The organism is Mycobacterium sp. P7213 (assembly GCF_900604305.1).
Classification (GTDB): domain Bacteria; phylum Actinomycetota; class Actinomycetes; order Mycobacteriales; family Mycobacteriaceae; genus Mycobacterium.
The window spans coordinates 15347-42211 of the sequence record NZ_UWOA01000035.1 but is presented as its reverse complement, the minus strand read 5'-3'; the positions used below and the strand labels follow the sequence as shown (position 1 = coordinate 42211).

Here is a 26865-nt window from a genome sequence, read left to right as displayed (position 1 = left end):
CAAACCTACAGACCGCATGTGCTCAGCCGATGTAGACGTCGCCGTCGCCGAGCCGTGCCGCCGGATTGAGCAACATGGCCGACTCCTGGCGCTTCTCCGACGAGTCGTGGTCGAACCGCCGGTCGGCGGGCCGCTCATACATTGGCTTGCCGCCGGCGATCGCTGAGGCGAGTCGCCGCTGACCGGCCAGAACCCGGGCGTTGGCCTGCTCCTCGTACGCCGCGCGCTGACTCGGGTCCAGCGCCGCCAGGAACGCCGCCGGGTGCACCAGGGCGACCAGACCAGACACGTGACCGAAGCCCAGGCTGGTGACCAAACCTGCCTTGAGCGGGAATTTCTCCCCCAGCTCCAGCGTCTCGCGCACCCACACCAGGTGCCCGGCAGTGGCCAGCTCGTCGTCGACACAGTCCAGGCTGCGGTTCGGCGGGATCACCCCGTCGCGCAGCACCTGGCACAGGCCCATCATCTGGAAGACCGCCGCGCCGCCCTTGGCGTGCCCGGTGAGGCTCTTCTGGCTGATCACGAACAGCGGCGCACCGTCAGAGCGGCCCAGTGAATCGGCCAGCCGCTCGTGCAACTCGGTCTCGTTGGGGTCGTTGGCCAACGTCGAGGTGTCGTGCTTGGAGACCACCGCGATGTCATCGGCGCCCACACCCAGCTTGGCCAGCGAACGGGCCAGCACCGAGTCCCTGCCGCCCCGGCCCGCGCCCAGCGCGCCCAGCCCCGGAGCGGGGATCGAGGTGTGCACACCGTCGGCGAAGCTCTGCGCGTAGGCCACCACCGCCAGGACCGGCAGGCCCATCTTGGCGGCCAGGTCGCCGCGGGCCAGCAGAATGGTGCCACCGCCCTGCGCCTCGACGAAGCCCAACCGGCGCCGGTCGTTGGCGCGGGAGAACTTCGAGTCGCTGATTCCCTTGGCCCGCATCATCTCGGTGTCGGCGGTGGCCGCCATGTCACCGAAGCCGATGATGGCCTCCAGGGTCAGGTCGTCGTAGCCGCCGGTGACCACCAGCTCGGCCTTGCCCAGCCGGATCTTGTCGACGCCCTCTTCGACCGAGACCGCCGCGGTGGCACAGGCGGCCACCGGGTGGATCATCGCGCCGTAGGACCCGACGTAGCTCTGAACCACGTGTGCGGCAACGACGTTGGGCAGAACTTCCTGCAGGATGTCGTTCGGCTTGGCACGCCCGAGCAGGTTGCCGTGGTACATGGTCTGCATCGAGGTCATGCCGCCCATGCCGGTGCCCTGAGTGCTGGCCACCAACGACGGGTGCACCCAGCGCATCAACTCGGTCGGGGTGAAGCCCGCCGACAGGAACGCGTCAACGGTCGCGACGATGTTCCATAGCGCCACCCGGTCGATGGAGGTGGCCATGTCCTGGCTGATCCCCCAGACCGTCGGGTCGAATCCGGTGGGGATCTGAGCACCCACGGTGCGCGACAGCTTGCTCTTGCGCGGCACCCGAATCTCGGTGCCGGCCTTGCGGATCACCTGCCAGTCCGAGGAGTCCGGCACCGGGCGCACCACGGTGTGCTCGGGGTCGAACTCGACGAACGCCCGGGCGTCGGCCTCGCTGGAGACCACGAACGAGAAGTCCTTGTCCAGGAACACACTGACCAGCAGCGGTGAGGCGTGGTCGGGGTCGATCGCGCCGTCATCGACGAACTCGCGAACACCGACGCGTTCCACCACGGCGTCGTGGTAGCGCTCCACCAACTCGGCCTCGTCGACCAGTTCGCCGGTCGCGGTGTCATACCAACCCGGGGTCGGGTCGTCCTCCCACTTGACCAGGCCGGTGGTCCAGGCCAGCTCGAGCACCCCAGCGGCCGACAGCTCGCCGGAGACCTCCATCTCGAAGCGGGTCCGTGACGAGCCCAGCGGGCCCAATTCGGCGCCACCGACGATGACCACCAGGTCGGCGAGGTCGACGTCGAGGTCGGCCCAGGCCGGCGGGGGTGCCGGAGTGTGGCCCCGTGGCGGGCTCGGCAGTGCCGCAATGGTGTTGCCGGCATCAGCCTCGTCGTCGGCTGCGGCTTCGCTCGTCATCTCCTCACGAGCCCGGGCAGCCAGCTCGGCCATGTCCAGGTTCGCCTCGGCCAGCCCACCGGTCAGGTCGGCCTCGATCGGGGCGTTGGCCGCGGCCACCTTGGACTCGACGTTGCACAGGTCCAGCAGCATGGCCGCCATCTGCTCGGTCGAGTAGGTGGTGACGCCGGCTTCCTCGACCGCATCGACGATGACGTCGTTGTGGCCCATCAGCCCGGTGCCGCGAGTCCAGCCGATCAGCGCGTGGGCCAGGCTGACCCGGGAAGCCCACGAGGACTCCGCCTTCCAGCGCGACACCAGCGCGTCCAGTGACGCCTTGGCCTCGCCGTAGGCGCCGTCACCGCCGAACATGCCACGGTTGGGCGAGCCGGGCAGCACCACGTGCAACCGGGAGGCGATGTCACGCTCGGCGCCGATCTTCGACAGGCCGCCGATGAGGCGCTGCACCGCCCACAGCAGAACCTTCATCTCCATCTCGGCACGTGCACCGGCCTCCGACAGATCGCCGGTGACCCGCGGCGCCGCGAACGGGAACAGCAGCGTCGGGGTCTGCGCGTCCTTGAGGTGGATCGACTGCGGTCCAAGGCTTTCGGTCTGCTCCGTTCCGACCCATTCGACCAGTGCGTCGATGTCGGAGTAGGAAGCCATGTTGGCCGGCACCACCCACAACGCGGCACCGAACCGGGCGTGGTCACGGTAAAGGTCGCGGTAGAAGCTCAGCCGCTCGTCGTCGAGTCGAGACGTGGTGGCGACGACGGTCGCACCGCCGTCGAGCAGCTGCCCGACCACCGATGCCGCGATCGAGCCCTTGGAGGCGCCGGTCACCACCGCCACCTCGTCGCTGTAGCGGCCCCGGCCCGGGTTCTCCGCGCCGGCGGCGATCCGCGCGTACAAGGAGCCGTGGATCTGCCGGCCGGAGGCCAGTGCCCGGGCCTGCCACCAGGACGCCTGGGTGGCGACCACGTGGCCGGCGCCTTCGAAACGCTCGGCGAGGCGGGGCCAGTCGGCGTCGATGTCGCCTTCGTCGGCCAGCCACAGCTTGACCAGGTCCTCGCGGGCACTGGCCCAGCGGTCGTCGAACAGCACCGCCTTGCGGCCGTCGAAGGCCGGCGCCACCAGCCGCGGCCAGTCCGAGCCCAATTCGGCGGTCACCAAGTCGATCAGCTCGCTGTCGGTGGCACCTGCCGGGGCGCTCATTGCATCATCGAACCCGAGCTGGCCCAACACCAGCCGGGCCGCTGAGGCGAGCACACCGTCGCGGCCGGTGATCTGGGCGGTGAACTCGCCCAGCGCGGCGGCGTCCACGGTCGCGCCGCCGCCACCGCCTGCCGACGGCAGGCTGACCGCAACACCACGGCGTGCGGCGACGGCCTGCACGGCCGCATCGATGGCCTTGTCGACGGCCGCGGCGTCGGCCAGCGCGCCCTCGTGCAAACCGCCCAAGGCGCCGCCCCGGACACTGGTGCCCTCGCGGGTCCCCAACGCCACCTCGACGGTGACGTGCTTGGCCCAGCCATCACCGAGCTCCCAGGTCTTCTTGACCCGTTCGGCGATGGCACCGGGCCGCTTGCCCGACGGTCCGAGAATGGTGCGCAGCTGGTCGTTGATCGCGTCGGTCAGCACCGGGCCGTAGGGCTTGTAGGTGCGGGCCAGCTTGGTCACCTGCGACTTGAGCCCGGACAGGTCGGCTTCGGCGGCGCCGTCGATGGCGCCCAGGTTCAACTCCGAACCCAGGTCCACCAGCAGCTGGTTGCGCCGCGAAGACGCGCCGTCGGTGATGGACTCGATGGAGTCCAGCGCCTCGATCTGGTCGATGCGCATCTTGGCGCTCAACGCGATCAGTGCGCAGGTGGCGTCGGCGGCGTCGAACGCGATGTCGTCGGGGCGGGGAGCACCGGACGGAGCCGCAGGCGGAGCCGCGGCGACGGCCGGGGCGACATCGGGGTTGAGCGCACCCTCCGGCGCGCCGGCGCCGGAATCCTCCTCAACCACCTCCTCCGGCTCCGGGTCGGTGTCGGTGGCGAACAGCACAGCGGCGTCGCGCTCAGCGTTGAGCACTTCCACGGTGCTGTGGGCGTACTCGGGCAACTTGAGCGTGTTGGTGGCCAGTCCGGCGACCGTCGGAGCGGTCTTAACCCCGATCTCGACAAACCGTTCCACGCCCAACCCGCCGGCGGCCTGCTCGATGAACAGCAGGTCCTGGGTCTCGATCCAGCGCACCGGGCTGGCGAACTGCCAGGCCAGCAACTCGATGACGACCTTGCGGCACAGCTCGGCCGGCTTCTCGTTGCGCCAGGTGTCGTAGTCGGCCAGCACCTCGTCGAGCGGCTCGGCCGGCACCAGGTCGCGGATCTCCTGGATGAACTCCCGGTCCAGGGTGAACGGCTTGGGAACCAGGTTGGGGATGTAACGGCCGACGATCAGCGCCGGGTCCTGATCGCGCGGCATGACCCGCTCCAGCGAACGCCGGAAGTCGTCCACGCCGATACGCAGCACCTCGGAGTGGAACGGCACGTCGATGCCGGGCACCAGGATGAAAGACCGCTTGCCGCCGCTGATCTCACGGCGCCGCTCGACCTCGGCCTCCAGCGCCTCCAGGCCGGCTACCGTGCCGGCGATCGCATACTGCGAGCCGCGCAGGTTGAAGTTGACGATCTGCAGGAATTCGCCGGTGCGCTCGGAGATTTCGGCGACAAACGCGGTGACGTCGGCGTCATCGAGATCGATCTGCGACGGCCGGATGGCCGCCAGCCGATAGTTGGAGCGTCCCATGGCGTCACGCGGGACGATGTCGTGCATCTTCGAGCCGCGATGGAACACCACCTCCAGCAGCGCCTCGAGCTCGTAGACACCGCTGACACACGCCAGCGCGGTGTATTCACCGACGGAGTGACCGCAGGCGATCGCACCTTCGACGAACGCCCCCTGCTCGCGCATCTCGGCGACCTGCGCGGCGGCCACTGTGGCCATGGCCACCTGGGTGAACTGGGTCAGGTACAGCACGCCCTCGGGATGCTGGTAGTGCACACCGGAGGCGATCAGGGAAGTCGGGTTGTCGCGCACCACGTGCAGCACCGAGAAGCCCAAGGTTTCACGGGTGAACTTGTCCGCGGAGTCCCAGACCTTGCGCGCGGCCTTGGACCGGGCACGGACCTCCATGCCCATGCCCTTGTGCTGGATGCCCTGTCCCGGGAACGCATAGACAGTCTTGGGGGCGGTAAGCCGGGCGGTAGCCGACATCACCAGGTCCGAACCGATCCGTGCGCTGATCTCCAGAACCTCTGCGCCCAGGTCGATTCCGACCCGGTCCACCCGGAAGTCGACGTCATCGCCGGGCTTGACCATGCCTAGGAAGCGCGCGGTCCAGCCGACCAGTCGCGCCGGTGGACGAGCCTGGCCGTCGGTGGCGGTCACCACGTGCTGGGCCGCGGCCGAGAGCCACATGCCGTGCACGATGGGTGATTCCAGGCCGGCCAACAGGGCTGCGGCCCGGTCGGTGTGGATCGGGTTGTAGTCGCCGGAGACCGCCGCGAACGGGCGCATGTCCACCGGTGCGGTCACGGTGACGTCGCGCCGACGGCGGCGCGGGGTGTCGGTGGCGTTGTCGGAGACCGCACCACCGGCCCGGACCGGGTCGGTCAGTTCCGCGGCACCGGTGCGTCCGCGGATCGCGAAGCGCTCCTCCAGCGTGGCCAGCACGGCGCCATCGGCTGCCGCCACGGTGACCGAGACCGGAACGACGCGGCCGACCTCGGTGTCGGTGGCCGCCGACACCGTTGCGGTGACGCGCAATTCGGCCGGTTCAGCCGGCAACGGGGCGAGCAGCTGCGCCGCGTGGTCCAGATGCACCAGGGACAACAGACCCTCGACAACCGGGAACCCGGTGTCGGTGCTGGCCGAGCCGATGGCGGCGAACACCGCCGGCCAGCACCGGCCGACCAGTGCGTCGGGCACGGTGGACAGACCCGGCGCCAGCGGCGCGCCGAACGTTGCGGTCACCCCGGTGTGGTCAGCGACCTGCTCGGGGTTCCACTCCACGGTGACGGTGGCCGAGCCATCGGTCACCGGCGGCAGGGCCTCCGGGCCGTCGACACCGGCGGCGATGGCCAGCACCGCGCGCATGGCGGCGGCGGCGTCCTCGGTGGAGACCAGCGGGGTGGCGCCGTCGACGACGGCTGCCGGCACGGTGAAGCGAATGTTGATCCAGACACCGGACAACGGCACGCTCAGTACGACGCTCGAGTCCGAGGCGACCTCCAGACGTGCCGCGGTCGACGGGTGGGTGGCGGTGCGATTCTCGTGCACCTGCCACTCATCGGGGTCGGCAATCCGGTGCACCGGGTTGGTCGCGGTGCGACCCGCCCACAGCACGTCGGGGGCGTCGAGCAGCACGGCCAGCGGGCCGGTCACATCGGTGCGGCCCTGACGGCGCGCCGTCACCGGGGTGGGCTCCACGCCCGTGGCGAGCACCTGGTCCACTGCCGCCTGCTCGAAGCGGTCCAGCAGCTCTCCGACCGGCTCGTCGACCCGGGTGATCCCGGCGACCGCGGTGATGCCCGGAATGATGCAGACCTGCTCGGCGGTGTAGCGGGCGTCATGCGCCTGCCACAGTGAGTCGCTGCGCCACCAACGGCGCACGTCCTTGTCGATCACCGGCACGAAGTTGACCGGCTTGCCCGGCGTCTTGCAGAGCTGGGTGAAGAACGGCGCGTCGGCCGGGTGCAGCCGGACGGTCTCGGCCTCGGGGTAGCGAGCCAGCAGCGCCGCGATGGCCTCTTCGGGACGCTCCAGGATCGACTGTGTGCCTTGGGAATCGGCGAAAAGGGTCTCGATCGGACCCGACTCGAGTTCGTTGAGCCGCGCTTCGGCGCGCTGCAGCATCGAACCGAACCGCTCCCGCCAGGTGTCGGCCAGCCACGGGCTGTCCGGTGACGCGGTGTCGGCGGTCGAGTCGCCCGCACCGATGGCCAATTCCACGTAGCGGCGCAGCCACTGCGCGTACGTCATCTCGGTGACATCGCCGAAGTAGGGCTTGGCGGTGTCGGCCAGCGCCGCGATGATCTCGTCGCGACGCGCCGCGACAGCCTCGCCGTCACCGGCGACCTCGTCGAGCAGCCGGCCGCACCGCGAGGCGACGTTGTCGATCTCGTGGATGTCGGCACCGAGCTGGCTGCGCGAAGAAGCCATGCCGCCCTGCGCTTTACCGGCGCCGATCCAATGGTCGGTGCCCTTGGTGTCCACCAGCATCTGCTTGACTGCCGGCGACGTGGTGGCCTCCAAGGTGGCCATTGCCGCGGTCCCGACCAGAATGCCGTCGACGGGCATCAACGGGAAGCCGTGCTGCTGCGACCAACGGCCGGACAGATATTCGGCGGCCTGCTCGGGGGTGCCGATTCCGCCGCCGACGCACAGCGTGATGTTGGGCTGCGAGCGCAGCTCGGAGTAGGTCGCCAACAGCAGGTCGTCGAGGTCTTCCCAGGAGTGGTGCCCACCGGCGCGGCCACCCTCGACGTGGGCGATCACCGGCGTGGTGGGGACCTCGGCGGCGATGCGGATCACCGACCGGATCTGCTCAACGGTGCCGGGCTTGAACACCACGTGGCTGATGCCGGATTCGTTGAGCTCGGCGATCAGCTCGACAGCCTCTTCCAGCTCGGGGATGCCGGCACTGATCACCAGCCCGTCGAACGGCGCGCCGGACTGACGCGCCTTCTGCACCAACCGCTTACCGCCGACCTGCAACTTCCACAGGTAGGGGTCCAGGAACAGCGAGTTGAACTGGACGGTGCGGCCCGGCTCGAGCAGCGTCGTGAGCTCGGCGACCCGGTCGTTGAAGATCTCCTCGGTGACCTGCCCGCCGCCGGCCAGCTCAGACCAGTGCCCGGCGTTGGCGGCCGCGGCGACGATCTTGGCGTCGACGGTCGTCGGGGTCATACCGGCCAGCAGGATCGGCGAACGGCCGGTCAGCCGGGTGAACTTGGTGTCGAGCTTGACCCGACCGTCGGGAAACCGCACCACCGAGGGGGCGTAGCTCGTCCACGGCCGGGCGACCTCCGGGACGGCACCGATGGTGAACAGGTTGCGCTGCCCACCGCGGGTGGCCACCGGCACGATGCCGATGCCCAGGCCGCGGATCACCGGCGCGGTCAGCCGGGTCAGGATGTCGCCGGGTCCCAGATCCAGAATCCAGCGGGCGCCCGCATCGTGCAGCGTGGTGACCTCGTCGACCCAGTCGACCTCGCCGACCAGGATCGAGTCGGCCAGCTTGCGGGTCAACGCGACACCTTCGGCGTCGAAACCTATCTGGGCGGCCCACTGCGCCACGATCTCGATGCCGTCGGACAGGCGAGGCGAGTGGAAGCCGACCTCGACCTGAACCGGCTCGAAGACCGGGGCGAAGACCGCTCCACCACGCAGCTTGTTTTTGCGCTCGGCGGCCTCCTTCTCGGCGATCTGCTCGCAGTACAACTCGAAGCGCGACAGCTGCTCGGGCGTCCCGGTGATCACCACGGCACGGCGACCGTTGCGGATGGACAGCACCGGCGGCAGCACCGTGCGCACGTCCTGGGAGAACTCGTCCAGCAGCTGCCGGATGCGCTCGGGGTCAACATTGGTGACCGAGACCATCGGCGGGCGGTCGCCCAGGATCGAAATGCCGCGGCGCCGGGCGACCAGCGTTCCGGCGGCCCCCAGCAGCTGGGCGATCGCGAGCAGTTGCACGTCGGTGGCGCCACCGGCCTTCAGCGACTCGACGGCCAGGATGCCCTGCGAGTGCCCGGCCGCAGCGACCGGCGGGGTGGCCGCCAGGTCCAGCCCTTGGCGCTCCAGCGCCCGCATAGCGGCGATCTGGGTCAGCAGCACTCCCGGCACCGACACGGCCGCCGAAGTCAGCTGCTTGGCCGACGGGATCGGGTCCTCGGCGGCCAGCGCCCGCACCCATTGCAGCGGCTCGAAGCCGATGGGCCGGACCACCACAAGTTCCTTGGCGATCGGCTCGAGCAGCAGGTCCGCTTCACCGGCCAGCGTGGCCAGCTCCGTCTCGATGCCGGCCGACGACACCAGCTCCTCGAGCGACTCCAGCCAGGCACTGCCCTGTCCACCGAAGGCGACCGCGTACGGCTCGCCGCCCGTCAACCGATCCACCAGAGCGGACGAGGCACTGGGGAACCGCCCCGAGCCTGCGCCCTCAGCGGAAACCCGGTCGTGTTCGTGGATCGTCACGGTATGTATCTCCCCTGCCCTGGTTAACGTCGCGTCGTCGTCGACGCCGGCCGGAATGACCGGCCTAACAGCGGGTTCTCGCGTGTTCGCGGCCGCGCTACAGCCGTAAGAGTGTCATAAGAACCTGTGCCGTTTCGGCAGCAAATTGGTTACTGGTGAGTTCTACGCTCGGGTAACCCAGCCTCGGATATCACGGGCCTTGACCACGGCCGGAACGATCCGGGACAAACGTCCTGCATGCGTGGGGTTACGGTCGAGTAGCCATAACGACGCTGATCAAGGCTCCATTGTTATCTAATCGTTATGTTTGAATCAGCCAGGCCAACTGGGTTTGGCGGTGCCCGGGGCTCCGAGCCTGAACGGGCCCGGTGATCCCAGGCCTTCGCAGCCCGTTTCGGAGCTGGTTTGCTGGGCGGACGGCGGGCCGGAGCTTGGTCAGGCCCACTGACCGAACTGGGGCGCCAGGATCTCGTTAATGTCCACACCAATGCCGCCGACCGTGCGCCTGTCGATCTCGACTTGATGCAAGTTGGCCGCCGGATGGGCGACACCGCCGGGTGAGCCGAAGTTGTGTTGCCAGAAGCACGAGCCCAGACCGTCCTGCAGCGCCCACTCAATGGTTTTGGAGTTGGCGTAGACACCGGTGCGCTCCGGCCCGATCACCGACTGCCAGCCCCGCAGGTAGGGAGCAACCTGCTCTTTGTACTGCTCGAAGGACGGATTGTCGTCGATGGAGGCGTAGATCGGCGCACTGTCCGGTCCACCGGCCACCGTGTGCAGCTGTGCGCCACGCTTGGCGTGGTCTACACCCGCGTCGTGGCCGCCCAGCCAATCCGCCGTCGCCTGCTTTCCGAACTGGTAGCAGGAGACCACCGTGAGTCCGTTCTCCTGCAGGTCGCGCGCCTCGGCCAGCTGCATCGGCTTGCCGAGCATCCAGTCGGCGCCCGGCCGACGGTCCGACACATAGCGGATCGCACCCGCCGCGCCGGACGCCTTGATGGCGTCGGCCGGCAAAACCCCGGCCGAGTAGTCCAGCAGAATGCCCAGCGGCGCCGCCTCGGCGACCGCGGCGAGCAGCGCCGAAACCCCGGCGCCGAGTCCTGCCGCCGCGGTGAGTTTGAACATGTCGCGCCGTGAAAACATCACGCGACACAGACTAGGACAGACTTTGGCGCAGTTTTGGCCGGTCACCGGCGCAAACCGCGCCGAAATCGTGTGCGACCATAGCCGGTGTCCGGCAAAAGACAGACAAGGTAGGCCCGAATTGCGTCCCTGGATCGTGTGGGGCACCGGCCTGCTGTCCTATTTGGTGGCCGTGCTGGACCGAACCACTTTCGGAGTCTCGGGCCTCGACGCCGCCGATCGCTTCCACGCCGGCCCGAGCACGCTGTCGTCGTTCGTGATCGTGCAATTGGTCATCTACGCGGGCATGCAGATTCCGGCCGGAGTGCTGTTGGACCGCTTCGGCCCCCGGGCGATGATCGCCACCGGCGTCCTGGTGCTCTCCGCCGCCCAACTGACGCTGTCACTGACCCATTCGCTTCCCACCGCGGTCGGCGCGTACGGCGTCATCGGCCTGGGCGACTCGTTCATCTTCATCTCGGTCATCCGGCTGCTGCCCAATTGGTTTGCCCCCAAGCGTGTTCCGCTGCTCACCCAGCTGACCGGCATCTGCGGCCAGTTCGGCCAGTTCCTCTCGGCGGTGCCGTTCCTGGCGATCCTGCTGCACGGCGGCTGGACGGCCGCCTACCTGTCGGCCGCAGGGCTGGGCCTGTTCGCCGGCATGCTGACACTGGCCGTCACCCGCGACGCCCCGCCGGGAACGCCGGCCGCCGTGCACGCACGAAGCTTTGCCGACGCGTTCGGTGAGATCAAGACCGTGTGGTCGCGGCCGGGGACTAAGGCGGGCTTTTACACCCACATGGGCAACGCGTTCTCCCCCGGCGTGTTCGCGCTGATGTGGGGGGTGCCATACCTGACAACCGCGCAAGGCCTTTCGCGCGGCATGGCGGGCGCGGCGCTGACGCTGTCGGTACTGCCCTTCATCGTGGTGGGACTGCTGGCCGGAACGATTTCGGGACGTTGGCCGGGGCACCGTTCGCGGGTGGCGCTGACCATGATGGCGCTGATCGCGCTGACCTGGACGGTGCTGCTGGCGCTGCCGCAGCCCGCGCCGCACTGGCTGTTGGTGGTGCTGATCCTGGTGATCTCGGCGGGTCAGCCAGTGTCGATGCTGGCCTTCGACTTTGCCCGCACCTACAACCCGCCGGCCTCGTTGGGCACCGCGCAAGGCATGGTCAATACCGGCGGCTTCATCGCCACCCTGCTCATCATGCAGGCGATGGGGGTGGTCATCGCAATGACCGGCGGCTACTCATTCGCCGCGTTCCGGCTGGCCTGGACCATGCAGTACGTCGTCTGGGCGGTGGCCGCGGTCGGCGTGGTGATCTACGCCCGCAGGGCACGAGACTCCGAGACGTTCGGGGAAACTCCCATACCGGTGACCGTCTCCGAGCATTGAACCAATCAGCGCCCCGGTACATGTAGATACGGATCCGGCAGCTGCGGGCAGTAGGCGTGCCGAGCCGCGTTGATGATGGCGTGCGCCTCGTCGGGTGTCACTTCCAGATTCGCGATGACCGAAACCGGCACCAGCCGGGGCGAATCGCTCAGCGCCACGCAGACGGCGTGGCCCTCCTGCACCATCAGATTGCGCAGCGACTCGCACTTGATGCTGCCGCAGATCTGTTTGTCGTAGTCGAGATGCAACCCCTGTTGCTGCAGTTCGTCGAAGAACACCTGGTCGTCGTCAGGTTGCGCTGCGGCAACCGGTAGTGGCGCAAGAACTCCGGCACCGACCATCGCGACGCTGAAAGCGCTGGCCACCCACGTTTTCATCGTGTTGCACCAATCCTCGGACGACTGCATCGTTCATTCTGACACCGGCGGGAGCACCGGACGGGCGAACTTGAGCGGCCGGCGAACCGACCTTCGTCCTTCACTACAGCCGCTTCACCCCCGTATTAGCTGTAGGGGTGCTGACAGTCGGCTGTCGAGCGCACCATTTTCCTACTGTCGCGGAACAGAATAGCTGTTCAATAGGCCTTCTATCCCCCAAGACGGCGTCGCGACGCGCGGCGTCGAATTTATTAGCTGGATGGGATGGACCTATCAGAAACCCGGTCTATCGTTCGTCTCACGCTTTCAGCAGGTCGCGCTCGTCTTCGCAGCACCGCCCGGCTGATGCGCCGTCAAGGGGGACGGTCGAACCACCTGGGTGGTCTGACTATCGGGGGAAGACATGATCAACGCACGACACTGTCATCGGCATGCGCGGACGGGCTGGTTGCTGGCCGCGGCGAGCGTCGTGGTCGCGGCCACCGTCGCGCCGGTCACGCCGTGGCCGGCGGGGAGGTCGGCTGTCGAGCGGGCGGTGCGCCTGGTGGCCGGCGACTCCCTGCTCAACGTCCCCTTCAACCTGGCCCAAGACTTCTTCAATGTTCCGGCCAACGAAGTCGCCGCCACCGATGTACTCGCTGACTCCTTTTTCTGGACCGGCACCTGGTGGACGCCGAGCGCGACGAACCTGTGGGGCGAGGACCCCGGCGACCCGGGGCACTTCATGGCCATCTTCGACTACCTGTTTCCGTTCGCTCCGCAGGTCTCAGGCCTCGACCAGCCAGAGATCGATCCGACCCTGCTGGCAAACGGGACCGCGGGCCTGGGGCAGCAGTTCGCCATGCTGGCCGCAGCCGAGCTCCCGGTCAGCGCCTCGTGCGACGCCGTCCAATGCGCCCCGATGGTGCCGACGGACCCGATCACCGGTGTCACCGGGATCGACAAGTTGATCGACTTCGAGAAGGTGTTCACAAACTTTCCCAATGCCGACAACCAGTTGCCGCTATTCAGCCACTGGTTGCAGGTGCCGTTGCAGCGGCTGCTCAACGGATATCAGTTCCCCAGCACAGCAGCTGACACCGCCAACCCGACGGCCGCCGGAATCGCGGACCCTTCAGCGGGTATCGGCCCGGGCGGTTCGGTGCCCGGCGCCCCGCTCGACGCGGTACCGGGCAGTCAGGCTCAACCGGGCTTCGGCTTCCCGGGCACCGCCTCCGGACCCGACGGGCAGAACTTGATGCCGTGGTCAGGGGTCAACGTTCAGCTCAACCCGCTCGGGCCGTTCGAACAGTGGTTTCAGAGCCTGGAGGCGCCGGTCAATCCGAACGGCTTCCAGCTGGTCGGCCCGGACGACGTATCCGAGGCCCTGAAGGCTTTGGCCGCAGGGGCGGTGGTGGACTTCGACCCGTTCTCCCCCGGCAGCCCGCTGTGCCCGGCGTTGTGCGACCAGCCTCCGTTCGCGCCGCCCTTCGGTCTCACCACGGCGGACCTGGTGCAGTCCATCCAAAACGTCGGGCCGCCCAGCCCGCTGATCAGCGAATGGCTCAGCCTAAACAGTTCAGGTCTGGCGAACGCGCCGACCCAAGACCAGATCGACGCCACCGTGGCCGGCCTGCAAACCGGGGTGCTCACGCTGAACCCGGGCACCGAGGCGCAGATCGTTGACTACCTCAACAGCATCAACCCCAACCTGGCCGAGCTTCTCGTCAATTCGGGGCTGATGACCGACCCGGGGTACCTGGGTCCCTGGACCGGAACCGGAGGCCCGGACAGCGGCGTCGACGTTCCCTCGGTACCAACGGAGTTGGGTGGGTGGAACCCGCTGCAGGTCTGGCCGGACCTGCTCGGCGTCGCCGACCCAACCGGGAATCTGTCGGGTGACCTCACCGACTTCTGGAGTTCGCTGTCGAGCATCTGGGACAGCTTCGGGCTGTAGGGGCTCGGGGCATCCCCCTGCCAACCCAGTTCCCAATGGTGCGGGCGGAGGGACTCGAACCCTCACGCTCTTTCGAGCAATGGCACCTAAAGCCATCATGTCTGCCAATTCCATCACGCCCGCGGACGCACGAATTCTACTGGGCCAGCCGATCGAAATATCTGTCGGTGTTCCGAACTAACGTTTGGGCACAACGCGCGGAAAGGCCGGAACATCCGATCCACCGAGGAATTCGACGCTGTACAGCGACTCATCGCCTCGGGGCTCAGCGACTGCGCTATCGCTCGCCAGACCGCTGTTCCTCGGCGCACTGTGTGTCAATGGCGGCATGGCCCCAAGGTTCGGCACGCATCTGCTGGCCGCAGCCATGATTTCTCTCGCCTACCAGCAGCTGAATACTGCTACCTGCTCGGCCTGTACCTGGGCGATGGCTGTATCTCCCAATACGCCCGAGCATGCCGTCTCAGGATCACCCTCGATGCCAAGTACCCGCGAATCGTTGAGCGTTGCCGCAGCGCGATCGACGTACTGATGCCTGGTCAACGCGCCGCGGCATTTCATCGTTCCGATCATTGCATCGAGGTTTACCTGTACTCGAAACACTGGCCCTGCCTTTTCCCCCAGCACGGCCCCGGCAAGAAGCATCATCGGCCGATCCGGCTGGAAGCGTGGCAGCAAGCGCTCGTCGAGCAGGCGACCGAGGAGTTCATTCGCGGCCTCATCGACAGCGACGGCTGCCGGACGGTGGCCAATGACCGCGGTGTGCGAAGCGTCCGTTACCACTTCTCCAACCGCTCCGACGATATCCGCGGCCTGTTCTGTGCGGCGCTAGATCGTCTCGGGATTCCGTGGACGCAGAACAGCACGTACCAGATCGCCGTGTATCGCAAAGCCGCCACGGCGCGACTCGACGAGTTCGTCGGCCCGAAGGCCTGACGGCATTCCGCACCAAGCGCGGTACCGTCAAGGGGTGTCCACTACACGGCGTCGGAGACCTGCACTGGTCGTGCTGGTGATCGTCGCCGCCAGCTCGTGCCTGGGCCTGGGCTGGTGGCAGTGGAGCCGGTTCCAAGAGGTCAACGGCACCTTCCAGAATCTCGGCTACGCGCTGCAGTGGCCGTTGTTCGCCTGGTTCTGCGTGTACGCCTATCGCAAGTTCGTCCGCTACGAAGAAGAGCCGCCCGAACTGCACCCCGAAGACACGCTGACCGAGATACCCGCGGGGCTGCTGCCGGAACGGCCCGCGCCCGCCGCCCCCACCGATGACCCCGCGATGCGCGAGTACAACGCCTATTTGGCCGAGCTCTCCGAGACCGCCCGACAGAACAGGAACACCGCATGACCTCCTCCCCCGCCCAGGCCGCCCCCGCCGGGAAGATCCGCAGCGCGCTGCTGCCCTACCGGGTGATGGCGTGGGCAACGGGTGTCTGGCTGATCGCCCTGTGCTACGAGATCGTGATGCGCTACGTGGTCAAGGTGGACAACCCGCCGACCTGGATCGCCGTGGTGCACGGCTGGGTGTACTTCGCCTACCTGCTGGCCGCGTTCAACCTGGCGGTCAAGGTCCGCTGGCCCCTCGGCAAGACCGTCGGGGTGCTGCTGTCGGGCACCATTCCGCTGCTCGGCATCATCGTCGAGCACTTCCAGTCCCGAAACATCAAGGCCCAGTTCAACCTCTGAGCCCCGCGGCGTCGTTAGGCCAGCGAGCGCAGCGCCGGCAGCAGCAACTCCAGCGCCCGGCCGCGGYGCGRCGCGGCGTCCTTTTCGGCCGGGCTCAACTGCGCGGCGGTGCGGTCGGTGCCCGCCGGGACAAACACCGGGTCGTAGCCGAATCCGCCGTCGCCGTGCGGTTCCCGGGCGATGTTGCCGACCCATTCGCCGCGCACCACCACCTCGTGTTCGGGGCCGGTGCCCCAGACCAGCGCGCACGCGGAGACGAACGCCGCGCCGCGCCGCTCGTCGGGCACGTCGCGCAGCTGCGCCAGCAACAGCGCGGTGTTGGCCGCGTCATCGCCGTGGCTGCCCGACCAGCGCGCCGACAGCACCCCCGGCATACCGTTGAGCGCAACGACGGTCAAGCCCGAATCATCTGCGACACAAGGCAATCCGGTGGCAGCGTAACCGTCACGGGCTTTGGCCAGGGCGTTCTCTTCGAACGTCGCCGCGGTTTCCGGCGCTTCGGGATACGGCGGCACCTCATCCAGCGAAACCAGTTGTACGCCCGAGACTCCGGCGTGCTCCAGCACCCGGCTCAGTTCGGCCAGCTTCTTGCGGTTGCGGCTGGCGACCAGCAGTTGCGTCACCGGCGCGGTCAGCTGCCGAACGCCTTCTTCGGCGCCGGCCCCTCCGGCAGCACCCCCGGATACGGCAACGCCAGCGCTTCGCGCTGCACCACGAACAGCTTCTCGCAGGCGGCCAGCGCCGCGTCGAGCATCTTATCCAGGGTCGAGCGCGGGAACGTCGCCCCCTCGCCAGTGCCCTGGATCTCCACCAGGGTTCCGGTGTCGGTGGCGACCACGTTCATGTCGACCTCGGCGCGCGAGTCCTCCTCATAGGGGAGGTCGACGCGGACCCGGCCGTCGACCACGCCGACGCTGACCGCTGAGATCGCGCACGACAACGGGCGCGGGTCCGACAACTTGCCTGCGGCAGACAGGTAGGTGACCGCATCGGCGAGCGCCACATAGGCACCGGTGATCGCCGCGGTACGGGTACCGCCGTCAGCCTGCAGGACGTCGCAGTCGATCGCGATGGTGTTCTCCCCCAGCGCGGCCAGGTCGATGCAGGCACGCAGCGAGCGACCCACCAGCCGACTGATCTCCTGAGTTCGCCCGCCGACTCGGCCCTTGACCGATTCGCGATCCGACCGGGTGTGGGTGGCGGCCGGCAGCATGGCGTACTCGGCGGTCAGCCAACCGCGGCCGGAGCCCTTCCGCCAGCGCGGAACGCCTTCAGTGACGCTGGCCGTGCACATGACCCGGGTGTTGCCGAACTCGACCAGAACCGATCCGGCCGGGTTGGCGGTGAAGCCGCGGGTGATGACAACCGGGCGCAGCTCGTCGTCGAGGCGACCGTCTTCTCGTTTGGACACGCGGATAACCCTATCGGGGGGTGCGAAATGCTGTGTCAGGACCGCTTGATGTCGAACGACTCGTCGCATACCACGGCGTGCACCGGACCGTCGAACTCCGCCTTGGCCTCCCCGATCACGTCCTCGCGCGAAGTCCAGGGCGGGATGTGGGTCAGCAGCAGTTGTCCGACACCCGCGGCCGCGGCGATGCGCCCGGCCTCGGTTCCCGACAGGTGCAGGTTAGGCGGCCGGGTTGCGTCATGGGTCCACGACGCCTCGCACAAGAACACATCGGCGCCGCGCGCCAGCTCGATCACCGCATCGCAGAAGCCGGTGTCGGCGCTGTAGACCAGCGTCGCGCCGGACGGATCGATGATCCGCATGCCGTACGACTCGGTTGGATGCGCCACCAGTCCGGGCTGCACGCGCAACGCCCCGAACGTGACGGGCTCACCGTCCACCCAGGCGCGGACATCGAAGATGTCGGTGATGTCATCGATCTCGCCGCCGTAGGGCGAGGACGCCGCACCCATCCGCGACCAGGTGTCGCTGGGCCCGTAGAGCAGCCCCTTGTCGAACGGCTTGCTCGCCACCGATGGGTGGTAACGGCGCCAGACGAACAACCCGGGCAGATCCAGGCAGTGGTCGGCGTGCAAGTGCGACAACAGCACATGCACCGACCCCGGATCGACATGGCGTTGCAGGGCGCCGAGAACCCCACCTCCGAAGTCGATTACCAGCGGCGGCGAGTCCGGCGCCTGCAACAGGTATCCCGATGCCGGCGAATCCGGACCCACCACACTGCCGGAGCAGCCCAGCACGGTCAGTCGCACGTTCCCTACTGTGCCATGTTCGCCGCGACCATGACGAAGACACCGGCGCTTTGCTCACTATTCGTCATCGAAATCACGGGCTAGCGCAACGGGGCGTGGCGGTGGACGGCTCCGACGCCGGTGATCGCCGGGCCCAGAAAGCGGGTCGCCAATTCAGCGAATGCCTCCGGATCACCGGTGGCTTCGAAGACCCGCGTCGCCGGAGCGGCCTCATGCGGGCGCAGCAAGTCGCGCTCGGTGAGCACCCGTAACAGTTCCTTGGCGGTCTCTTCGGCGCTGGACACCAGCGTCACCTGATCACCCATCGCGAGCTGGATCAATCCCGACAACAGCGGGTAGTGCGTGCAGCCCAACACCAGGGTGTCGACTCCCGCGCGTTGCAGCGGCTCCAGATAGCCCTCGGCCAGCCCCAGCACCTGACGGCCGCTGGTGATACCGCGCTCGACGAAGTCGACAAAGCGCGGGCAGGCCACCGCGGTGATATCGGTGTCACGAGCCGCCGCGAACGCATCCTGGTAGGCGTGACTGGCGATGGTTGCCTGCGTCCCGATCACCCCGATGCGGCCGTTGCGGGTGGTTGCTACCGCCCGGCGCACCGCCGGCAGGATCACCTCGACGACCGGCACGTCATAGCGTTCCCGCGCGTCGCGCAGGCACGCCGCCGAGGCGGTGTTGCAGGCGATCACCAACGCCTTGATGCCCCGCGAGACCAGGTCGTCCCCGATGGCCAGGGCGTGCGCACGGACCTCGGGGATGGTCAGCGGGCCGTAAGGACCGTTGCCGGTGTCGCCGACGTAGATGATGTCCTCGTCGGGCAGCTGGTCGATGATCGATCGGGCCACAGTCAGCCCGCCGACGCCGGAGTCGAAGATTCCGATCGGGCTCACGCACCCGCCCCCCGACGCAGTGTCCGGGCCTTACGCTCGGGAGCCGCCAGCCAGTAGGCGGCCAGCACGCCGGCGAGCGCCCCGCACAGGTGGCCCTGCCAGGACACCCCACCGCATACGTTCAGCACCGGCACCGCTCCCCACAGGATTCCGCCGTAGAGGAATAGCACTACGACGCCGACCAGGATCTGCCAGAGATGGCGAGTGAACCATCCGAACACCACCAAAAAGGCCAGCCAGCCGAAGATCAGGCCAGAGGCACCGATGTGGTCCGTCGGCCCGCACGACGACCCGACGTTGCCGATCAACCATGTCCCCAGGCCCCCGACAATCCACACGATGGCGGTGGCCAGCACAAACCGAGACAGCCCAGTCAAAGTCAACAAGAAGCCCAGCACCAGCGCGGGGCCGGTATTGGCCAGCAGGTGCGCCCAGTTCGCGTGCAGCAGCGGCGCAAACAGCACCCCCCACAAGCCGTCGGTCTCCAGCGGCCGGATGCCGTTGCGGTCCAGCTGGTGACCGCCGACCTGATCGACGGCTTCGATCAGGTAGAGCAGCCCGACGAAAGCGATGATGGTGGCCCCGCCGGTGCGCCAGACGGACTTCTCTTCGGGCTGCGGTGCGGGTGCGGTTCCCCCGCGGGAAGTCACGCCCACCTCACGCCCTTCCCGATCGGTCACCGAGCCGCTCGGCGAATGCGCCCGGCACGGTGCCGCGGTAGGTCGGGATTCCGGCCACCGGATCAGCACACAACAAGCCCGACAGCACCGCTCGGGCCAGACAGTCCGCCGCGGCGGCACCGACCTCGGCAATCAGGCCCGTCTCCGGGGACATCGCGGCCGGTGTTCCCGGCAGCGGCGGAACCTCGACGGTCCCGGTCGACAAGGCGAACACCACGTCGCCGTCGACCGGAGTGTGCGAGGGCCGGATGGTGCGGGCCAGCCCGTCCTGCCCGGCGATCGCCACCCGGCGGCAGCCGGCCGGGCTCAGCGCGGCGTCGGTGGCCACCACGGCGATGGTGGTGTTGAGGGACATTGATTTGGGCTCCAGGCCGGCCAGGATCGCCAGCTGTTCGGACGGCGGTGCCGTCAGACCGAATTCTTCGATGAGCAGCGTCGACCAGGGCAACCCGGTGGTGGGATCGATGAGTTCACCGGTCGGATTCACCACGACCATGGCGCCCACGGTGACCACGTCGTCCCCGAGCTCCAGTGTCATCGATGCGGTGCCCACGCCACCCTTGAAGACCCCGGCCCGGGCCCCGGCGCCGGCACCGACGCTGCCCGACAACGGTTGCTGACCGTCGGGGCCGGCGGCCGCGGCCACGGCGGCGTAGCCGAATTCTGCGGTGGGCCGGCAGTCCCAGCCGCCGACGGGCAGGTCGAAGATGACCGCGGCCGGCACGATCGGCACCACGCCGCCCTCCAGCGCCACACCCCGGCCCTGCTCCTCCAACCAGGTCATCACACCGTCGGCGGTCGCCAGTCCGTAGGCGCTGCCGCCAGAGAGCACCACGGCGTCCACCCAGCGCACGCTGTTGGCCGGGTCCAGCAGGTCGGTTTCGCGAGTGCCCGGTGCTCCACCGCGACCGTCGACGGCGCCGACCGTCCCGGGTGGCGCCAGCACGACGGTGACGCCGGTGGCCCAGCCGGAGCCAAGTGTCGCCTCCGGATCGATCCGCTGGTGGTGGCCCACCCGGATGCCGGCGACATCGGTGATCGAACCCATGCCTGTCATCGTCTGGGCCTTCCCATCAGCGCGACCACCAGGAATTCCTGCAGCACGGTGAGCCACTGATACACGTTGAGCTGTCCAGCCATTGGATCACCCGCGGACAACTGATCCGGGCCGTCGGGACCTATCTTGAGCACGGCTCCCAGCGCGAGGCGGATGTCGTTGACCGCGGCAATCCAGGCGTTGGCCTGCTCCTCGGTCAGCTCGAATCGACCGCCCTGTTCCGGAACAGTGGCCAGGACCTGTTGTGCCGCAACACGTTTCGCGTCAATGATGCCTGGTTCATGCAGACTGCGCAGCGCCGCGTTCAGGCCATCTGCGTCGATCGCGGAAACGTCCGCATCACCCTCCGGGCGATAGAAATCCGGCAGCAGCCGGCGTGTCGTGGCGTCTTCGGGTGTTCGAGTGTTGCCGGTTCGTATCCCGGTGATCCGTTCAAGTTCGTCTGGCGGAGAAGCAGCCTCGCGCGCGTCGAGCATCTCGACGATCGAGCCGACCAGATTCCGGAGCAGCGCGGCCTCGTGAAGGGCCAGCGCAGACCGGAAGCGGGGTCCGTCGTCGGTCTCGACCCGCTTCCATTTCTGCACGGTGAAGTCCGGTTCCCTTCGGTTGGGTCTCAGCGGTCCTGCTGCATGGTCGCCCACAAACCGGCGGCATGCAGCTTGGACACGTCGACTTCCATCGACTCACGGCTTCCCGCCGACACCACGGCCTTGCCCTCGTGGTGCACCTGCAGCATCAGCTTGGTCGCGTGCTGCTCGCTGTAGCCGAACAGCTTCTGAAAGATGTAGGTGACATAGGTCATCAGGTTGACCGGGTCGTCCCAGACGATGGTCACCCAGGGCGAAGCCGTCTCCTCGACCGGGTCGGCGTGCCGCTGTCCGGTGCCCTGCGGTTTCACCGGGGCGGACGTCGGTACTGACGTGGCCATACCGGTCAGGATACCGAGCCGAGGTGGGGTGCAGTCCAGTCGATACGGTTGGCGGGTGAACCACTCGGCCCAGGGCGGCGGACTGCTCACCGACAAGTACGAGCTGACCATGCTCGCCGCGGCGCTGCGTGACGGCACGGCGGCTCGACCGGCCGGCTTTGAAGTGTTCACGCGCCGCCTCCCCGAGGCACGCCGCTACGGGGTGGTGGCCGGCACCGGACGGTTCCTTCAGGCCCTGGCCGGGTTCACCTTCGACGACGCCGCGCTGAGCCTGCTCTCGGGGTTCCTTGATCGCCAGACCGTCAATTTCCTGGCGGATTTCCGCTTCCGCGGCGACATCGACGGCTACCCCGAAGGGGAGCTGTATTTCGCCGCGTCGCCAGTGCTCAACGTACAGGGCAGTTTCGCCGAGTGTGTCGTGCTGGAAACGCTGCTGCTGTCGATCTTCAATCACGACAGCGCGATCGCCTCGGCGGCCGCTCGCATGGTCAACGCCGCCGGCGGACGGCCCCTGATCGAGATGGGCTCACGTCGCACGCACGAGCAGGCCGCCGTGGCTGCGGCCCGGGCCGCCTACCTGGCGGGCTTTGCCGGCACCTCCAATCTGGCGGCACACCAGCGCTTCGGCGTGCCGGTGCTGGGCACCAGCGCGCACGCCTTCACGCTGTTGCATACCGGGCCCGACGGCGAGGTGGCGGCGTTTCGCGCCCAGGTCGCTGCGCAGGGTGTCGACACCACGCTGCTGGTGGACACCTACGACGTCACCACCGGGGTGGCCAACGCCGTCGCAGCGGCCGGCCCGGGGCTCGGCGCGGTGCGCATCGACTCCGGTGAGTTGGGGGTGTTGGCCCATCAGGTCCGTGACCAGCTGGACCGGTTGGGGGCCACCAACACCAAGATTGTGGTCTCCGGTGACCTCGACGAGTACGGCATCGCCGCGCTGCGGGCGGCGCCGGTGGACAGCTACGGCGTCGGCACCGCGTTGGTGACCGGCTCAGGCGTGCCCGCGGCCGGGTTCGTCTACAAACTGGTCGAAGTGGACGGCAAGCCGGTGTCCAAGCGCAGCACGGGCAAAGAGTCGCAGGGCGGACTCAAACAGGCGCTACGGGTCGCCCGCGAAAGCGGCATCGTCACCGACGAGGTCGTCTACCCGGCCGGGCACCCGCCGACGACGGACGCGCGGGCCCGGCCCTTGACCGTGCCACTGGTACGCGGCGGTGAGGTGGTGACCGACACCGGGGCGACGGCGCTGGCCGCGGCGCGCGAGCGCGTGGTGGCCGGCCTGCACAGCCTGCCCTGGGAGGCGCTCAAACTCGCGCACGGCGAGCCGGCGATCCCGACCCGGCTGGTGCCCGGCCGCGCCTGAGCGCGGTCCTACTTGCCGTTGCGTTCCCGGTGCTTGCACCCCGGCCAGCAGCAGGGGCGCCGCTTGCCTTCTTCGAGTTCCTCACGAGTTCGCCGAATCCGGCGCTCGCGGGTGACCTGCTGCTTGGCGTCCTCAACCCAGCAGATGAACTCGTTGCGGGCCAAAGTCGTAATGCTCAGCCACGCCTCAAGTGCGGTGGGGCTGACCAACAGTCCGTCGCGCAGATCTTCCGGTAGTTCGTGCACTGCGCCGCCTGGCAATCGCTGGCTGCTCATCGCCTCAGGGTACGGCCGTCGGCTAGAAAATTGGCTACCGTGTGCACACCATGGCTGACCCGTCCGTATCCGAGCTGCTCGCCGCCGCCGTAGCCGCACTGGGTGGCAGCGAACGCGAGGGCCAGGTCCGTATGGCCGAGGCGGTGGCACGCTGCTTCGATACCGGCGAGCATCTGGCGGTGCAGGCCGGCACCGGTACCGGCAAGTCGCTGGCCTACCTGGTGCCGGCGATCGCGCGGGCGTTGACCGACGAAAACCCCGTCGTGGTGTCGACCGCGACCATCGCATTGCAACGCCAGCTCGTCGACCGTGACCTGCCGCGGCTGGCCGCCGCCCTGGAGAAAGTGCTGCCCCGGCGCCCCACCTTCGCCCTGCTCAAGGGGCGACGGAATTACCTGTGCTTGAACAAGATCCATACCGGCATCGCCGAAGAGTCCGACAATGAGCCGCAGGAGCTGTTCGATCCGTTCGCGGCAAGCGCACTGGGCCGCGACGTGCAGCGGCTGACCGCGTGGGCAGAAGACACCGACACCGGTGACCGCGATGACCTCAAACCCGGTGTACCGGAACGGTCCTGGTCTCAGGTCAGCGTCTCGGCGCGGGAATGCGTGGGTGCCGTGCGCTGCCAATACGGCACGGACTGCTTTGCCGAGCGGGCCCGCACGGTCGCTGCCGAGGCCGATGTCGTCGTCACCAACCACGCCCTGTTGGCCATCGACGCCATCTCCGACACCACCGTGCTGCCCGAGCATCGTCTGCTGGTGATCGACGAAGCGCACGAACTCGCCGACCGGGTGACCTCGGTGGCTACCGCCGAGCTCAGCGCGACCATGCTCAGCGTCGCGGTGCGCCGCGTCGCGCGGTTGGTCTCCCCCGAGTTGGTTCAGCGCCTCGATGCCGCATCGCTCACGTTCGGCTCGGCGATCCACGACGGCACGCCCGGCCGGATGGATCACCTCGACGACGAGCTGGCCACCTACCTGGCGGCCCTTCGTGATGCCGCCGGTGCGGCCCGCGCCGCGATTGATACCGCCCCCGCCGATCCCAAGGCCGCCGCGGCACGCAAGGAGTCGGTCGCCGCGCTGACCGAGATCGCCGACACCGCTTCCCGGATCCTGACCTCGTTCGAACCGGCTATCCCCGACCGCTACGACGTGGTCTGGCTCAGCCACGAGGACAACCGGGGCTCGGTGCGGGCCGTGCTGCGGGTGGCGCCGCTGTCGGTGGCCGGCCTGCTGCGCGAGCGGTTGTTCGCCCGCGCAACGACGGTGCTGACCTCGGCGACGCTGACGGTCGGCGGATCCTTCGACGCCATGGCCGGCGACTGGGGTCTGCGGCGCGGCGACGATCCCCAGGCCGCGCGCTGGCGGGGGCTTGATGTCGGCTCGCCGTTCGCGCACGCCAAGTCGGGCATCCTCTACATCGCGGCACATCTGCCGCCACCCGGTCGTGACGGCACCGGCACGGCCGAACAGCTCGACGAGATCACCGCGCTGATCACCGCGGCCGGCGGCCGCACCCTGGGCTTGTTTTCGTCGATGCGGGCGGCACGAGCCGCGGCCGAAGCGATGCGCGAGCGCCTCGACACCCCGGTGCTGTGTCAGGGCGACGACACCACGGGCGCGCTGGTCGAGCAGTTCGCCGATGACGCCGAGACCTCGCTGTTCGGCACGCTGTCGCTGTGGCAGGGCGTCGACGTACCGGGACCGTCGCTGTCGCTGGTGCTCATCGACCGCATCCCGTTCCCGCGGCCCGACGATCCGCTGTTGACCGCCCGGCAGCGCGCCATCACCGCGCGCGGCGGCAACGGCTTCATGGCGGTGGCCGCCAACCACGCGGCTCTGCTGCTGGCCCAGGGCGCCGGCCGGCTGCTGCGCGGGACCGACGACCGGGGCGTGGTGGCGGTACTCGACTCCCGGATGGCCACCGCCCGTTACGCCGGATATCTGCGGGCCTCGCTGCCGCCGTTCTGGGGCACCACTGACGCCGCCAAAGTGCAACTGGCGCTGCAGCGACTGCGCGGGGGCTAAGCCCACTATCGTGGTACCTCATGCGCCCTGCCCGCCGACGGCACCGTTTTAAAGCGGCGGCCCCAGCTTCGCCTCTCCTTCGTCGAGGCTCGCTGAACCACCGGGTTCATGCGGCGGCCCCAGCTTCGCCTCTCCTTCGTCGAGGCTCGCTGACCCGCCGGGTCCTCGTCACCGCCTGCACGTTGGTGTTATTGCTGAGCGGATGTGCCCGCATGCTCGACGGGAAACCCGTGTCGGCCTTCGCCGACCCTTTCCGGGTGGGCGGCCTGCAGGCCGTCGACGGCCCCACCGGGCTGCGCCCTGACGCCCCGCCGCCGACCCGGGAAGTCGACGGCACCGACGGCGGACGGATCGATCAGCTCGCCGCACAATCGGTCAGCGACCTCGAGGCGTTTTGGACCACGACCTATCCCAACACCTTCGACGGCGAGTTCAGGCCGGCGAAGTCACTGCTGTCTTGGGATCCGGCGCAGCTACGCGGAAAATTCTGTGACAGCAGGACTTTCCTGCTGGTCAACGCTGCCTACTGCTACCTGGACAACACCATCGGCTGGGATCGCCGGCTGCTGCTGCCCGCACTGCGCAGCGCCTATGGCGACATGGCCATCACCATGGTGCTCGCGCACGAGTACGGCCACGCGATTGCCCGCACCGCCGGCATCACCAAGCGGCGTCAGACCCCGACACTGGTGGCCGAGCAGCAGGCCGACTGCTTGGCGGGTGTCTACTTGCGCTGGGTGGCTCAGGGGGACTCGCCCCGCTTCACGCTGAGCACCGGCGACGGGCTCAATGGCGTGTTGGCCGCAATGCTGGCGCTGCGTGACCCGTTGCTCGGCCCCGACGAGTCGATCGGCAACAACGAGCACGGCTCGGCCTTCGAGCGGATCTCAGCGTTCCAGTTCGGGTTCACCGACGGCGCCGACTCGTGTAATGCCATCGACGCCAATGAGATCGAGCAGCGGCGCGGTGAACTACCCGTGCAACTGCAACAGGACGAGACCGGCGAGGTTCCGGTCAGCGAGGAATCGGTACGGCTGGTCGTCGACGCGATGAACATCGCGTTCATGCCGGACCAGCCACCGACACTCACCTTCGATGCCGCGGTCGCATCGTCATGCTCGGACGCTCGGCCCAGTCCACCGGTCTCGTACTGTCCGGACTCCAACACCATTGCGGTCGACCTGCCGGCCCTGCAGGCCATGGGAACACCCGGCAAGGACCAGAAGTTGGCCACGCTGTCCGGTGACAACACCGCCTATTCGGCGCTGGTCTCGCGGTACCTGCAGCGCGTGCAGATCGAACACGGCGGGTTGGTGCTCGACAACGCCGCGGCCGCGCTGCGCACCGCGTGCCTGACCGGGGTGGCCACCGCCCGGCTGTCCCAGGGCGTCACCACCTCCAACGGCGGCCGGATCGCATTGACCGCGGGCGATCTGGACGAGGCGGTCGCCGGGCTGCTGACCAACGGCCTGGCCGCCGGTGACATCAACGGCGAGTCGGTCCCGGCCGGCTTCTCGCGCATCGACGCCTACCGCACCGGGGTGCTCGGCGATTTCGATCGCTGTCTGGCCCGCTTCCCCTGAGGCTGTGTTCTCCGCGGGCAGGAAAGCCGTTCAGATTGCACTGAAGGTCGTAGA

At 68.4% G+C, this 26865-nt stretch carries 20 protein-coding genes and 1 tRNA gene; 8 read left to right on the top strand and 13 right to left on the bottom strand.

All coding sequences use genetic code 11. The features are described from left to right. Positions 1–22 precede the first annotated feature (22 nt). Together EJK91_RS14525 and EJK91_RS14520 are read right to left on the bottom strand one after the other, a co-directional pair. Entirely contained in the window at positions 23–9268 is a 9246-nt protein-coding gene (locus tag EJK91_RS14525; protein ID WP_125079274.1) for a type I polyketide synthase, read from the bottom strand. 435 nt (positions 9269–9703) lie between these two features. Continuing rightward, on the bottom strand, positions 9704–10411 hold the full coding sequence (locus tag EJK91_RS14520; RefSeq protein ID WP_444850822.1) for a DUF1906 domain-containing protein: 708 nt from the start codon (positions 10409–10411) through the stop codon (positions 9704–9706). Positions 10412–10532: 121 nt separating this feature from the next. Between EJK91_RS14520 and EJK91_RS14515 the strand changes: the two genes are divergently transcribed. Further along, entirely contained in the window at positions 10533–11789 is a 1257-nt protein-coding gene (locus EJK91_RS14515; RefSeq protein WP_164517973.1) for an MFS transporter, read from the top strand. 5 nt (positions 11790–11794) lie between these two features. On the opposite strand, the gene EJK91_RS14510 is transcribed toward EJK91_RS14515, so the two are convergent. Then, on the bottom strand, positions 11795–12166 hold the full coding sequence (locus EJK91_RS14510; RefSeq protein ID WP_125079272.1) for a DUF732 domain-containing protein: 372 nt from the start codon (positions 12164–12166) through the stop codon (positions 11795–11797). A gap of 403 nt (positions 12167–12569) precedes the next feature. Here EJK91_RS14510 and EJK91_RS14505 point away from each other — a divergent pair, with 403 nt between their 5' ends. Then, complete coding sequence (locus EJK91_RS14505; RefSeq protein ID WP_125079271.1) at positions 12570–14102, top strand: hypothetical protein; 1533 nt, start codon at positions 12570–12572, stop codon at positions 14100–14102. Positions 14103–14138: 36 nt separating this feature from the next. Here the strand turns inward: EJK91_RS14505 and EJK91_RS14500 are convergent. Next, a tRNA-Leu gene (locus EJK91_RS14500) sits at positions 14139–14225 on the bottom strand. A gap of 408 nt (positions 14226–14633) precedes the next feature. Between EJK91_RS14500 and EJK91_RS22455 the strand changes: the two genes are divergently transcribed. The 3 genes from EJK91_RS22455 to EJK91_RS14485 are packed head-to-tail and all read left to right on the top strand — an operon-like array spanning position 14634 to position 15782. After that, positions 14634–15038 carry an LAGLIDADG family homing endonuclease gene (locus EJK91_RS22455; RefSeq protein ID WP_241178705.1) on the top strand — a complete coding sequence of 135 codons (405 nt, stop codon included), beginning with the start codon at positions 14634–14636 and terminating at the stop codon, positions 15036–15038. 34 nt (positions 15039–15072) lie between these two features. Further along, complete coding sequence (locus EJK91_RS14490) at positions 15073–15444, top strand: hypothetical protein (RefSeq protein ID WP_206430422.1); 372 nt, start codon at positions 15073–15075, stop codon at positions 15442–15444. Continuing rightward, a complete protein-coding gene (locus EJK91_RS14485) occupies positions 15441–15782 on the top strand; it encodes a DUF3817 domain-containing protein (RefSeq protein WP_046300333.1) in 342 nt (113 codons plus the stop codon). Before EJK91_RS14490 ends, EJK91_RS14485 begins: the two co-directional genes overlap by 4 nt. Positions 15783–15796: 14 nt before the next feature. Here the strand turns inward: EJK91_RS14485 and EJK91_RS14480 are convergent, their stop codons facing one another. The 8 genes from EJK91_RS14480 to clpS all read right to left on the bottom strand — a co-directional run bounded on the left by EJK91_RS14480 (position 15797) and on the right by clpS (position 21557). Beyond that, positions 15797–16417, bottom strand: coding sequence for a non-canonical purine NTP pyrophosphatase (locus EJK91_RS14480; protein WP_206430425.1), 621 nt, complete (start codon positions 16415–16417; stop codon positions 15797–15799). After that, entirely contained in the window at positions 16414–17193 is a 780-nt protein-coding gene (gene rph, locus EJK91_RS14475; protein WP_024443478.1) for a ribonuclease PH, read from the bottom strand. The genes EJK91_RS14480 and rph overlap by 4 nt, the downstream gene beginning before the upstream one ends. A gap of 35 nt (positions 17194–17228) precedes the next feature. Further along, entirely contained in the window at positions 17229–18005 is a 777-nt protein-coding gene (locus EJK91_RS14470; RefSeq protein ID WP_024443477.1) for a cyclic nucleotide-degrading phosphodiesterase, read from the bottom strand. Between the two features lie 80 nt (positions 18006–18085). Beyond that, positions 18086–18892 (bottom strand): glutamate racemase, encoded by an 807-nt coding sequence (murI, locus tag EJK91_RS14465; RefSeq protein WP_046300334.1) that lies wholly within the window; start codon positions 18890–18892, stop codon positions 18086–18088. Continuing rightward, on the bottom strand, positions 18889–19548 hold the full coding sequence (locus tag EJK91_RS14460; RefSeq protein WP_036458466.1) for a rhomboid family intramembrane serine protease: 660 nt from the start codon (positions 19546–19548) through the stop codon (positions 18889–18891). Before EJK91_RS14460 ends, murI begins: the two co-directional genes overlap by 4 nt. 1 nt (position 19549) lies before the next feature. Continuing rightward, complete coding sequence (locus tag EJK91_RS14455) at positions 19550–20620, bottom strand: P1 family peptidase (RefSeq protein WP_046300335.1); 1071 nt, start codon at positions 20618–20620, stop codon at positions 19550–19552. A 5-nt stretch (positions 20621–20625) separates the two neighbouring features. Next, positions 20626–21213 carry an oxidative stress transcriptional regulator AosR gene (gene aosR / locus EJK91_RS14450; protein WP_024443473.1) on the bottom strand — a complete coding sequence of 196 codons (588 nt, stop codon included), beginning with the start codon at positions 21211–21213 and terminating at the stop codon, positions 20626–20628. A gap of 29 nt (positions 21214–21242) precedes the next feature. After that, positions 21243–21557, bottom strand: coding sequence for an ATP-dependent Clp protease adapter ClpS (clpS, locus tag EJK91_RS14445; protein WP_024443472.1), 315 nt, complete (start codon positions 21555–21557; stop codon positions 21243–21245). A 55-nt stretch (positions 21558–21612) separates the two neighbouring features. On the opposite strand from clpS, the gene EJK91_RS14440 reads away from it, so the two are divergent. Further along, a complete protein-coding gene (locus EJK91_RS14440) occupies positions 21613–22923 on the top strand; it encodes a nicotinate phosphoribosyltransferase (protein ID WP_277424729.1) in 1311 nt (436 codons plus the stop codon). An 8-nt stretch (positions 22924–22931) separates the two neighbouring features. Here the strand turns inward: EJK91_RS14440 and EJK91_RS14435 are convergent, their stop codons facing one another. Then, entirely contained in the window at positions 22932–23198 is a 267-nt protein-coding gene (locus EJK91_RS14435; protein ID WP_024443470.1) for a YdeI/OmpD-associated family protein, read from the bottom strand. Positions 23199–23248: 50 nt separating this feature from the next. On the opposite strand from EJK91_RS14435, the gene EJK91_RS14430 reads away from it, so the two are divergent. Together EJK91_RS14430 and EJK91_RS14425 are read left to right on the top strand one after the other, a co-directional pair. Continuing rightward, on the top strand, positions 23249–25228 hold the full coding sequence (locus tag EJK91_RS14430) for an ATP-dependent DNA helicase (RefSeq protein WP_125079268.1): 1980 nt from the start codon (positions 23249–23251) through the stop codon (positions 25226–25228). Positions 25229–25440: 212 nt separating this feature from the next. Continuing rightward, positions 25441–26811, top strand: a complete 1371-nt coding sequence (locus EJK91_RS14425) for a neutral zinc metallopeptidase (RefSeq protein ID WP_346773468.1) — start codon at positions 25441–25443, stop codon at positions 26809–26811. Positions 26812–26865 lie beyond the last annotated feature (54 nt).

Bases quoted from the DNA above. Each gene is read 5' to 3' on its own strand.
- EJK91_RS14510 (WP_125079272.1), bottom strand. From the start codon at position 12,166: ATGAAAACGTGGGTGGCCAGCGCTTTCAGCGTCGCGATGGTCGGTGCC.
- EJK91_RS14520 (WP_444850822.1), bottom strand. From the start codon at position 10,411: ATGTTTTCACGGCGCGACATGTTCAAACTCACCGCGGCGGCAGGACTC.
- clpS (WP_024443472.1), bottom strand. From the start codon at position 21,557: ATGGCCACGTCAGTACCGACGTCCGCCCCGGTGAAACCGCAGGGCACC.
- EJK91_RS14455 (WP_046300335.1), bottom strand. From the start codon at position 20,620: ATGGGTTCGATCACCGATGTCGCCGGCATCCGGGTGGGCCACCACCAG.
- EJK91_RS14485 (WP_046300333.1), top strand. From the start codon at position 15,441: ATGACCTCCTCCCCCGCCCAGGCCGCCCCCGCCGGGAAGATCCGCAGC.
- EJK91_RS14435 (WP_024443470.1), bottom strand. From the start codon at position 23,198: ATGAGCAGCCAGCGATTGCCAGGCGGCGCAGTGCACGAACTACCGGAA.
- EJK91_RS22455 (WP_241178705.1), top strand. From the start codon at position 14,634: ATGCCTGGTCAACGCGCCGCGGCATTTCATCGTTCCGATCATTGCATC.
- EJK91_RS14425 (WP_346773468.1), top strand. From the start codon at position 25,441: ATGCTCGACGGGAAACCCGTGTCGGCCTTCGCCGACCCTTTCCGGGTG.
- EJK91_RS14430 (WP_125079268.1), top strand. From the start codon at position 23,249: ATGGCTGACCCGTCCGTATCCGAGCTGCTCGCCGCCGCCGTAGCCGCA.
- EJK91_RS14505 (WP_125079271.1), top strand. From the start codon at position 12,570: ATGATCAACGCACGACACTGTCATCGGCATGCGCGGACGGGCTGGTTG.